Below are 10,916 nucleotides of genomic sequence, written 5' to 3' on the forward strand. Positions count from 1 at the left end.
AGCATGCTGGTACTGACACGCAAGCCGGGCGAACAGATCATGATTGGTGAGGACATTGTCATCACCGTCATGGAAGGCCGCGGCGACGGCGTGCGGATCGGGATCGAGGCGCCCCGCGGGGTGTCCATTCAGCGTCGCGAAGTGGTTGAGGCGATCGCCGCGGCCAACCTCGCTGCTGCCCAGGCCGGCCCCGAAGCCGAGGAACTCGTTGCCGGGCTGCGTCCGCCTGTTCGGAAACCGAAGGCGGATTAGGCGCGCCAGGTGGGGAATGTTGGCTCAGACACCCAAGTTGTCCACAAGAATGCGATCTGACTGATTGCGATGAAGATTCGGACGATTGACGAGCGGGACATGAACTTGATCTGTGTCGATCCGTCTTTTCGAGTGATAGACGTCTGGCTCCACCCCAACAGTGGCGCTTGGGACAAATCGCAGGGTTTCGATATTTCGTCTGCCAGCCTCTTGGAAGTCCTTGAGTGGGCAAAATTGGACAGGCAATCGTGCAACTTTTCGGAGGTTGACGCCTTCGATGCAAACCCGAACTCGGGACAGCCAAGCTTTATTCTCTTGCACACTGTCGTCCACCGGTAGCCGTCCCTAGTCCAAGCCCAGGAACTCCTTGAGGAGCGGCAGTGAGCAATCCCTCGTCACGGCCAGGGCCCGTTCGATATTGGCGTTTTCCGCAAGCAGCATCACGTCATCCACGGTGCCAGCACACGCGACCGCTCCCGGCGCCGCCGGGGCTGCGTCGCCGGGCTGAGCGGAGCCAAGCGGCGGGTTCCGGGCCCCTTGCAGCCCCATCTGGAGAGCCTCGACGTTGGCGGCCGCGGTTGTTTCCACTTGCTTGAGCACCAAGACCAGCTCACGGTGGTGTTCCTGAAGCAGTTCCGGCCAGATTACGGGCGGGGCCACTGAAGCGATCATCGGCAGCGTGGCATTGGCCGACAAGCGCCATTCAATAGCCACGGCCGACGACTCGATGTTCCGGGCAAGGGTGTCGAACCGAAGGTTTTCCAGGACCTTTTCCACGTCAGCGGCAGTGAATTTCAACCAATGCCAGTTGCCTGCCCGAACGTGCAGCAACTGGGTTTCGAGCCGGTACAACAGCAGTTCCAGCTGTCTCCGCTCACGCCACAGCGTCGCCGAAAGCTCATCCGCCCCCACGGTTCCCCATTCCCCGGTTTGGCCTGCGAACATGAATCCGAGGCCTCTTTTGTATCTTTTTCATGAGCGTACACGCATTGTTATTTTTCAGATGGTATGTTCACTGAATACATGTCTGTTCCGTGTAATCTTCGGCACGCTGCATCGTCTCAGCAGCTCGCCCATGAAGCCCCTGGAATCAGGCTTGGCAACTCAATAAACAAGTCTCATGGGGGGACTAATTTTGAATCGCGAAGAACGCAACGAGCTGGTGCTGCAGCACTTGCCGCTCGTTGGCTATTTGGTGTCGGAGCTCTGCGCGAGAGCTTCTCATTTGTCGCGCGACGATTTCGCATCGGTAGGGTCCGTGGCGTTGATAACGTCCGCCGATTCCTTCGATCCGAACCTCGGAGTCCCCTTCGGCGCATTTGCGCGCCGCCGGATCGTCGGAGCCTTTGCGGACGAGATGCGGGCCAGCGACTGGGCCACGCGATCTGCGCGCAAACGCATCAAGGAAACCATGTCGGTCCAGGAGACGCTGTCCGGCGTCCTTGGCCGCACGCCTTCGGTGGCCGAAACCGCATCAGCCCTGGGTGTCGAACGCAGCGTGGTGGAAGCCGCCCTGGCCGATGCCGCACGGACGCTGTCGCCACTGGACGACGTCGTCGTGGACACTGTTGCCGCGGACACCATCTCCCCGGAGCACTCAGTCCTGGCCGATGAGCGCCTCAAGTACCTTCGCGCCGCCGTCGCAGCCCTGCCGGAAAAGATGCGGTACGTCGTCGAGGAGATCTACTTCGGGGGGCGGACCGTCAAGGAACTGGCCGAGGAACTCGGTTCCACGCACGCTGCGGTCTCACAACAGCGCGCCGAGGGCATCCGCCTCATGCGCGATGGGCTGTCCGCGCATTACGCGGACGATCCCGGGCAATCCTTCGAGCCCCAATCGCGCATTACTGCCCGACGCCGGCACGACTACCTCTCGACGCTTGCCACCGCTACCTTGGGCGGAATTACCCGTAGTTTCAGTTCGCCTGATGCTGCCTTGAACCGGGCTGTCTAGACTCAGCGACTCCTGTGCGGAGCCTCAATTACTCGCCCCACCGCAGGTTGAATAGTGCAAAGATCTCAACAATTGCCGGATCCTCTGGCGTGAGTGAATGGGTCTCAAGGTGACTCAGTTGAGGGCTGACGTGGTTTGGCTCGTCCGGTCGTTCGTAGATGGCCCAAAGAGTGTTGTCATCGCCCAGACGAGAATTGAAACTTATGCCGTTGAAATCGCCTAGACCCCAAACGAACTTTGAGACCGCCTGGGTGATGGGGCGCGCCTTCTGGTCCTTCAGCGTGGCTGCGTCGAAGTCGTCAAATCCTTGCTCGGCTGCCATTTGCTTGAAAACAGGACGCAGTGCGGCAATAGACGCCATTGACGTGATGACGCAGAAGTGGCCGGACAACGTGGCCCTGGAGGCGATCCGGGGCTCCAGCCAGCTGTAACTGACAGTCCCGGCAGGGCAGGTGGGATACATTGCGGCATCGAGCGGATCTTCTTGGATTTCGGCCAGTTCTGTGGACGTCCCTATCGAGGGGCGAAGACCTGCCAGGATTTCGGCGAGACATGCCTGGAGAGTAGCGCCGGCATACATCGTTCGGAATTCTCCGTCCGGGTCGTCCCATCTACCCTGGAACCGTCCATGTTCGGCCCAGCTCCAGTCGGACCATGCCCAGGGCTCTGGACGGAAACCGACGCGCCAAACCCTGCGTTCGATGAATTCTCCCTCCAGCAAGCCTCCAATCATGCTGCTGATGGGGATGAAAACGCCCTCGCGGCGGCTAACACCCTGATCCTGGATTCTTCAGGAGGCCCCTCCCGCAGCACCATGGCAGGGGAATGATCCTCCAGGTAGGGGTTCATCCCTTGGAACCAGGCCTGGATGACTGTGGCGGAGTCTACCTCGCGAAGCGTACCGGCGATCTGATAGGCATCGCGGAGCCTCTGCTCTACGGCAGCCGAGGGCTTGCGTGGATCTTCTGGGTCAGCCCATTGTCGGACTGCACGCGTTTCCTTGACTGATCCAAGGTAAGCAACAAGTCGGGCCCCGAGAATGTCCCTGAGGGCCTGAATCAGTTCAGGCACCTCCATGTTCATGGCGTCGAAGTGGGCGCGCAGGCCAATGCGCGGCCCTGCTGGATTGCTCATTCCACCATAATCGCGCCGAAGCGAAATAAAAACAAGGGGATCACACGTCTTTTCCAGTGATATCACAAACAAATCACACTGCAAATCGCAGGCTCGATCCGCGCCGACTGCCTACTTTGCGGTCGGCACGCGGCGGAGCACGACGGCGGCAAGGACTGCCGCTCCGGCCATCAGTATCAGCCCGATCGCTGCCGTGATGTGGACGCCCGATTCAAAGGCGGCACGCGCGGCGGTGGCCAGGGCGTCACCCAATGGCTGGGGCAGTGCGGCCGCGGTGTCCACGGCTCCGGCGAGCGTCTCCCGCGAGCGTTCGGCTGCATGGCCGGACAATTCGCCTGGAAGCAGCAAGTGGTGTTGGTAGGACGCTGTCAGGATGGAGCCAAGGACGGCTGTGCCCAGCAATGAACCGAGCTCGTAACCCGTTTCGGAGATCGCCGATGCAGCGCCCGCCTTGTCGGCAGGAACCGCGCCGAGGATCAGGTCGTTGGAGATGGTCTCCGCCGAGCCAACCCCTATGGCCAGCAGTAGGAGTGCCGTCAAAAGGTACCCCGGACCCTGGCTGTGGTTGCCCAGGGCGGCCACGAGGTATCCCACTGCGCTCAGCGCCAAGCCCGATGCCACCACCAGGCCCGGGCGGATCCGCTTGACCAGCGGAACCACCACCAGGCCCGCCACGATGGTGGCCAGCAATGCCGGAACCATCGAGATCCCCGCCTGCATGGGGGATTGGCCTTCCACGAGCTGCAAGTGCTGCGCGAAGAAGTAAATGAAGCCGGTCATTGAGAACAGGGACAAGACGTTGGCCGTGATGGCCGTGCTGAAGACCTTGTTCCGGAAAAGCCGTACGTCCAACATGGGCGATGCCAAAGAGCCTTGCCTCCGGACGAAGACGATTCCCATGGCCAGGCCGAACGCCATGAAGGCCGCGGGTCCAGGGCCAAAACCGTGCACGGCGGCCTCTTTGATGCCATAAACCACGGGGGCCATGGTCAGGATGGACAGCACGACGCTGGGAACGTCCGGCTTGCCCGGGTTGTGATCCTTGGACTCGGGAATGAGGGAGGGGCCAAAGGCGAGCAGGGGCAGCAACAATGGCACCGCAACCAGGAACACGGCACCCCACCAGAAGTGCTCCACGAGCCAGCCGCCGAAGATCGGCCCGAGGGCGGCGCCGCCGGAGAATCCTGCGGCCCACACTGCCACGGCGAGCCGGCGGCGGTTCGGGTCCGGGAAGATGTTGCGGATCAAGGACAACGTGGACGGCATGAGCATGGCTCCGAAGACGCCCATGCTGGCACGTCCGGCGATGAGCCATTCCGCCGACGGCGCGAAGGCGGTGGCCGCGGAAACGGCGGCGAAGCCCGTGCTGCCGATCAACAGCAAGCGGCGGCGGCCGATCCGGTCTCCCAGGTTTCCCATGGACACCAACAGGGCTGCGAGAACCAGCGGGTACGCATCGACGACCCACAGAAGCTGCACGCCCCCGACTTCCAGCGAACGGGCGATTTGCGGCAGGGCAAATGTCAGCGCCGTATTGTCCACAGCCACCAGCAGCACGGGGAACATCAGGAGTGCCAGGGCAGCCCAATCGCGCCACGGGGCGGATTGGATCGAAGGGGTGCGGGGGTGCTGGGTTGTGGACGGGCTGAACATGAAAATAACTGTACCGTCTGGACGGTATAGTTTCAATCTGACTCATCGAACTGCCGCATCGAACTAAGGGATGATGGACACCATGCCGCGAAAACCTATTGCCCGGGACGCTGTCCTGGATGCCTTTGAAGCCCTGTTGATCGAGGTGGGGGAGCGGGCTGCCACCCTGGATGCCGTCGCCAAGCGCGCAGGCGTCTCCAAGGGCGGCCTGCTCTACCATTTCCCCAACAAGGAAGCCATGATCAGCTCCTTGCTCGAACGCATGGACGGGCTGGCCGCGTTGGACATCGAAGCAATGAAGGCAGCGCCCGAAGGTGCGGCCGCATTCTTCATCAAGTCTTCACTGTGGGCGGATACCCCTTTGGACAGGGTGTTCGTGGCAGCCACGCGGCTCGCGGAAGTAGCCCATGAAGAAACCCGCAGGCGTTTCGCCGGGATCCAGCAACAATGGCTCGATGTGCTCGCCGAAGAAGTGGGGCCCGAGATGGCCAAAGCGGTCCGGTACATGGGCGATGGACTTTACTTCAACGCAATGCTTGAAGGCGGCGCCGGTGATACGGAAGTCAAGGCCAGCGCGAGGAGCGCCGACGTCGGTGCGCTGCTGGCCGCCGTCGAACGCCTCCGTAACTGAGGGTTGGCCCAACTAATCCCCACCGCCACCCTCGCCTCGCAAGTCCCCACCGGCTCCCAGCCTTCGCAAGCTCAGGCAGGGGCCCTCGCCGTTGGGGCCCCACGGCCAGGGAACCCTGGCGGCGTGGGCCCACGCAGTTGTTGTCGTTTAGGGGCTCCAAAACGACATTTAGTGCGAGCTAGTTGGGAAAGCCGGGCGGGGTCGGTGACCACATTTGCAGACGCGGGCAGTCCATAGGACAATTGAGAGTTGTGGCAGCCGTCACCGGCAACCACGATCTGATTCACATAACTGAATACGCCTTTGATCTGCGGCGGGAGAGTCCTGCAGGCATGTGATGCAGGCGCCGTAGGAGCAAATCCTCCCCAGGAATCTCTCAGGCCCACGCACCGCCGCGGCAAGGCAACTCTGGAAAGCAGCACGCTGACGCGTGCTCACCGACGGTGCAAGCGGAACAGTGCCACGAGCACGGTTTCGCGGAAACTCTCAGGTCCAATACAGAGTGGGGAGGAACCCGATTAGCTGTGGCGTACCCTGCGCCGCCTTATTAATGGAGTTCCTTCGTGACGGTTAGTTCAACCTCCACTACGTTCGTTGACCGGCATATCGGCGCCCGCCGCCAGGCCGACATTGACATCATGCTCAAGTCTGTTGGCTACGACAGTGTCGATTCGCTCGTAGACACCGCGGTTCCCAATGACATCCGCCAGGACGTCGCACTGACGCTCCAGAATGCCCTCAGCGAGGTGGAGGTTCTGGCTGAGCTTCGCAAGCTGGCGGCCAAGAACAAGACGGCTGTGCAGATGATCGGCCAGGGCTATTACGACACCGTCACTCCGCCGGTGATTCGCCGCAACATCCTCGAATCCCCGGCCTGGTACACGGCCTACACGCCGTACCAGCCGGAAATCTCCCAGGGCCGCCTCGAAGCCCTGCTGAATTTCCAGACCATGGTCCAGGACCTCGTGGGGCTGCCCATCGCCAACGCCTCCCTCCTGGACGAAGCCACCGCCGTCGCCGAAGCAGTCCTCATGATGCGCCGGGCCAACAAGAACAAGACGGCCCACGACGGCAAGACGGTCCTCGACGCCGACTGCCTCCCGCAGACCATCGCCATCGTGAAGGGCCGCGCCGAGGCGCTGGGCTTCGAGGTGGAGATCGCGGACCTGTCCCAGGGCCTGCCCGACGGCGAGATCAACGGCATCGTGCTGCAGCAGCCGGGCGTTTCGGGCCGGGTGTTCGACCACTCCGCCGTGATTGCCGCCGCCAAGGAACGCGGTGCCCTCGTCACCGTCGCCGCGGACCTCCTCGCCCTCACCCTGATCACGCCTCCGGGCGAGCAGGGTGCCGACATCGCTGTCGGCTCCACCCAGCGCTTCGGCGTTCCGCTGTTCTTCGGCGGCCCGCACGCCGCGTACATGGCGGTCCAGAAGGGCCTCGAGCGCTCCATGCCGGGCCGCTTGGTGGGCGTTTCCAAGGACGACGCCGGCACTCCCGCCTACCGCCTCGCCCTCCAGACCCGCGAGCAGCACATCCGCCGCGAGAAGGCGACGTCCAACATCTGCACCGCGCAGGCACTCTTGGCCATCGTTTCCTCGATGTATGCCGTCTACCACGGACCCGATGGCCTGAAGGCGATCGCCGAGACCGCCCACAACCACGCCCGGACCCTGGCTGCGTCCTTGAAGGCCGCGGGCCTTGAGGTTCTGCACGGCAGCTTCTTCGACACCGTCACCGTCCGCGTCCCGGGCAAGGCTGCCGAAATCGTTGCAACCGCCGAGGCCAAGGGCATCAACCTGCGCGGCATCGACGCGGACACTGTCGGCGTCTCCGTTGATGAAACCACGACAAAAGAAATCGTCGGCGGCGTCCTTGATGCTTTTGGTGTCGTCGCCGCCTTCGGTGCCACTGTGTCCGGTGACGGCGAGGGCTTCGCCCTGGAGGCCGCCGTCGAGCGAACTTCGGACTACCTGCAGCACCCGGTGTTCAACACGCACCGTTCCGAGACGCAGCTGCTGCGCTACATCCGCAAGCTTTCGGACCGTGACCTGGCGCTGGACCGCACTATGATCCCGTTGGGTTCGTGCACCATGAAGTTGAACGCGACCGCCGAGATGGAAGCCATCTCCTGGCCGGAATTCGCCTCGATCCACCCGTTCGCCCCGGATTCCCAGACCGAGGGCTGGCGCGAACTGATCGAAGATCTGGAATCTGACCTGACCGAGATCACCGGTTATGACCAGGTCTCCATCCAGCCCAACGCCGGTTCCCAGGGCGAACTCGCGGGTCTGCTGGCCATCCGCGGCTACCACCACTCCCGCGGCGATCTCCAGCGCAACGTCTGCCTCATCCCGGCTTCTGCCCACGGCACCAACGCTGCCTCGGCAGTGCTGGCCGGCATGAAGGTGGTCGTGGTGGCCACGGCTGCCGACGGCACGATCGACCACACGGACCTGCAGGCCAAGATCGAGGCCAACAAGGACGTCCTCTCGGCCATCATGATCACCTACCCCTCCACGCACGGCGTGTACGACGCCGACGTCCGCGAAATCTGCGACTCCGTGCACGCAGCCGGCGGCCAGGTGTACGTTGACGGCGCCAACCTTAACGCGCTCGTGGGCCTGGCCCAGCCGGGCAAGTTCGGCGGCGACGTGTCCCACCTGAACCTGCACAAGACCTTCTGCATCCCGCACGGCGGCGGCGGACCGGGCGTTGGCCCGGTCGCGGCCAAAGCACACCTGGCACCCTTCATGCCCGGCGATGCCAACAAGGCAGCGCACGAAGACGGCGCTTCTTTGCCACGGACTGGCGTGGCCATCTCCGCCTCGCGTTACGGCTCCGCGGGTGTGTTGCCGATTTCCTGGGCCTACGTGAAGCTCATGGGCGGCGAAGGCCTCACCGAAGCCACCAAGTCCGCGCTGCTTGCCGCGAACTACATCGCCTCGCGCCTCAACGAGTACTTCCCCGTTCTCTACACCGGTGAAGGCGGACTCGTGGCCCACGAGTGCATCCTGGACCTGCGCGAACTGACGGCCAAGACAGGCGTCACCGCGGAGGACGTCGCCAAGCGACTCATCGACTACGGCTTCCACGCTCCCACCCTGGCGTTCCCGGTGGCCGGCACCCTGATGGTGGAGCCCACCGAATCCGAGGACCTCGGGGAGATCGACCGCTTCATCGAAGCCATGATCACCATCCGCAAGGAAATCGACCAGGTTGCCCACGGCGACTTCACGGTGGAGAACAGCCCGCTGCGCCACGCACCGCACACCGCGGCCGCCGTCGTCTCCTCGGACTGGAACCGTGAATACTCCCGCGAGCAGGCCGTCTTCCCTGTCCACCACCTCAAGCAGGACAAGTACTTCCCGCCCGTCGGCCGCATCGACGGCGCCGCCGGCGACCGCAACCTGGTCTGCTCCTGCCCTCCGATCGAAGCCTTCGAGAACTAAGGACTGACGCAATGACTGAGAACTACACTGCGCTCTACGAAGAGCACAAGAAGCTCGACGCTTCCTTCACCGATTTCGGTGGCTGGCAGATGCCCCTGAAGTACTCCTCCGAACTGGCCGAGCACCACGCAGTCCGCCAGTCCGCAGGCCTGTTCGACCTCTCCCACATGGGCGAAGTCTGGGTCACCGGTCCGGAAGCCGCTGCCTTCCTCGACTACGCCCTAGTCGGGAAGATCTCCGCGATCGCGGTAGGCAAGGCCAAATACTCGCTGATCTGCCAGGAAGACGGCGGCATCATCGATGACCTCATCACGTACCGTCGTGGCGATTCCAAGTTCCTGGTGGTTCCGAACGCGGGCAACGCCAAGGTTGTTGCCGAGGCACTGGCGCAGCGGGCTGCTAACTTCGACGTCATCGTCAAGGACGCCTCCGCGGCAACCTCCCTGATCGCCGTCCAGGGTCCCAAAGCGGAAGAAATCCTCCTCCGCTTGGTCCCGACGGAACAGCATTCGCTGGTCACCGAACTCAAGTACTACGCCGCCGTCGAGGTGCCCTTCACCTTTGCCGGGAAGACCACGGAACTGCTGCTCGCCCGCACCGGCTACACAGGTGAGGACGGCTTCGAAATCTTCGTAGACAACGATGCCGCTGCCGCCCTGTGGCAAGCAATCGCGGCAGTTGCCCAGGACGGCGAGCTGATCCCCGCGGGCCTGGCTTCGCGTGACTCCCTCCGCCTCGAGGCAGGCATGCCGCTCTACGGCAACGAGCTCTCCCGTGAAGGGAACCCCTTCTCGGCAGGCCTTGGCCCCGTGGTTTCGCTCGCCAAGGAAAGCGACTTCGTGGGCCGTGCTGCCCTCGAAGCACTGAAGGCCGATGGCGCCGGTTCCACCAGCGGCCGGAAGCTGGTTGGCCTCAAGGGCCTGGGCCGCCGCGCCGGCCGCAGCCACTACCCGGTCCTCAAGGACGGCGTAGTGGTCGGCGAAGTCACCTCCGGCCAGCCCAGCCCGACCCTCGGCTACCCTGTGGCATTGGCGTATGTCGACGTCGAACACGCTGAGGCCGGCACGGCGCTGGACGTAGACCTGCGCGGCAAGCCCGAGCGGTTCGAAGTTGTCGCACTGCCGTTCTACAAGCGGGTCAAGTAGGTCGTCTCGCCTTGAGCCCGTCGGGTCCGACATCCTCTGCATGCTCGGTCGCGAAGACGCCCGCTGAGCGGACGTGTCGCTCCCTTAGACGCATGCTGCCGGATGCCGGCACCCGAAGGGGCCGTCCCCGTCACCTTTGGTTATCGAACAGAAGGGCGAACCGTATGAACCTCGGCTCACCCTTGGTGCCTCTTTTGCGAACTTGGCACCTGTCGCGTTCGATCGCCCTAGGTTTTTGGAAGATGAGCTACCTCCCGCAGGTTGGCCAACGGGAACCACAGGTCACCTACTAAAACCGAAAGGGCCAGCGTTCTTTTCCGGAACTGTTGGCCCCGAAAACCGAACAAGCCTCTAGCGGTGGGGGAGCGGCATCCGGCAGCGTGCGTCAAAGCGACGAAGGAGCAGCACGCCGAGGATGGCGGCCCCCGCCGCGTAACCTGACCACAACCGTTTTTTAGACCAATGCAAAGGAAAAAACATGGCAAAAGTTGCACCTGAACTCCAGTACTCCGACGAGCACGAGTGGGTTGCCCGCGAGGCCGGCAACGCCGGATCGAACATTGTGTCCGTCGGCATCTCCGCCGTGGCCACCGATGCCCTCGGCGACATCGTGTATGTTGACTTGCCCGGGGTTGGTTCCGCTGTGACTGCGGGGGAGACCTGCGGCGAGGTGGAGTCCACCAAGTCCGTCTCGGACC

The 10,916-nt window shown here is 63.1% G+C and carries 10 protein-coding genes and 2 riboswitches; of the genes, 6 read left to right on the forward strand and 4 right to left on the reverse strand.

The window, feature by feature from the left end; all coding sequences use genetic code 11:
- The first annotated feature begins 3 nt into the window (after positions 1-3).
- Complete coding sequence (locus tag AC4CS3_RS14460) at positions 4-252, forward strand: carbon storage regulator (protein ID WP_236815615.1); 249 nt, start codon at positions 4-6, stop codon at positions 250-252.
- A 345-nt stretch (positions 253-597) separates the two neighbouring features.
- Here AC4CS3_RS14460 and AC4CS3_RS14465 read toward each other — a convergent pair whose 3' ends face one another.
- A complete protein-coding gene (locus AC4CS3_RS14465; protein ID WP_490784042.1) occupies positions 598-1,197 on the reverse strand; it encodes a hypothetical protein in 600 nt (199 codons plus the stop codon).
- A 175-nt stretch (positions 1,198-1,372) separates the two neighbouring features.
- Here AC4CS3_RS14465 and AC4CS3_RS14470 point away from each other — a divergent pair, with 175 nt between their 5' ends.
- Positions 1,373-2,206, forward strand: coding sequence for a sigma-70 family RNA polymerase sigma factor (locus AC4CS3_RS14470; RefSeq protein WP_490784043.1), 834 nt, complete (start codon positions 1,373-1,375; stop codon positions 2,204-2,206).
- A gap of 28 nt (positions 2,207-2,234) precedes the next feature.
- Here AC4CS3_RS14470 and AC4CS3_RS14475 read toward each other — a convergent pair whose 3' ends face one another.
- The 3 genes from AC4CS3_RS14475 to AC4CS3_RS14485 form a co-directional block, all read right to left on the reverse strand.
- On the reverse strand, positions 2,235-2,939 hold the full coding sequence (locus AC4CS3_RS14475; RefSeq protein WP_490784044.1) for an RES family NAD+ phosphorylase: 705 nt from the start codon (positions 2,937-2,939) through the stop codon (positions 2,235-2,237).
- A complete protein-coding gene (locus AC4CS3_RS14480) occupies positions 2,936-3,340 on the reverse strand; it encodes a hypothetical protein (protein ID WP_441412466.1) in 405 nt (134 codons plus the stop codon). The genes AC4CS3_RS14475 and AC4CS3_RS14480 overlap by 4 nt, the downstream gene beginning before the upstream one ends.
- Positions 3,341-3,451: 111 nt before the next feature.
- Positions 3,452-4,993 (reverse strand): MFS transporter, encoded by a 1,542-nt coding sequence (locus tag AC4CS3_RS14485; protein ID WP_490784045.1) that lies wholly within the window; start codon positions 4,991-4,993, stop codon positions 3,452-3,454.
- Between the two features lie 82 nt (positions 4,994-5,075).
- Between AC4CS3_RS14485 and AC4CS3_RS14490 the strand changes: the two genes are divergently transcribed.
- The 4 genes from AC4CS3_RS14490 to AC4CS3_RS14505 form a co-directional block, all read left to right on the forward strand.
- Positions 5,076-5,624: a TetR/AcrR family transcriptional regulator gene (locus tag AC4CS3_RS14490; protein WP_441412464.1), complete on the forward strand. Its 549-nt coding sequence runs from the start codon at positions 5,076-5,078 to the stop codon at positions 5,622-5,624.
- A 304-nt stretch (positions 5,625-5,928) separates the two neighbouring features.
- A riboswitch (glycine riboswitch) is annotated at positions 5,929-6,026 on the forward strand.
- Position 6,027: 1 nt separating this feature from the next.
- A riboswitch (glycine riboswitch) is annotated at positions 6,028-6,135 on the forward strand.
- Positions 6,136-6,187: 52 nt separating this feature from the next.
- Positions 6,188-9,073: an aminomethyl-transferring glycine dehydrogenase gene (gene gcvP / locus AC4CS3_RS14495; protein ID WP_490784046.1), complete on the forward strand. Its 2,886-nt coding sequence runs from the start codon at positions 6,188-6,190 to the stop codon at positions 9,071-9,073.
- An 11-nt stretch (positions 9,074-9,084) separates the two neighbouring features.
- Positions 9,085-10,218, forward strand: coding sequence for a glycine cleavage system aminomethyltransferase GcvT (gene gcvT / locus AC4CS3_RS14500; protein ID WP_490784047.1), 1,134 nt, complete (start codon positions 9,085-9,087; stop codon positions 10,216-10,218).
- Between the two features lie 478 nt (positions 10,219-10,696).
- On the forward strand, positions 10,697-10,916 hold a 220-nt coding region (locus AC4CS3_RS14505; RefSeq protein WP_490784048.1), incomplete at its 3' end, for a glycine cleavage system protein H.

This window comes from Arthrobacter sp. SE2, assembly GCF_058244265.1.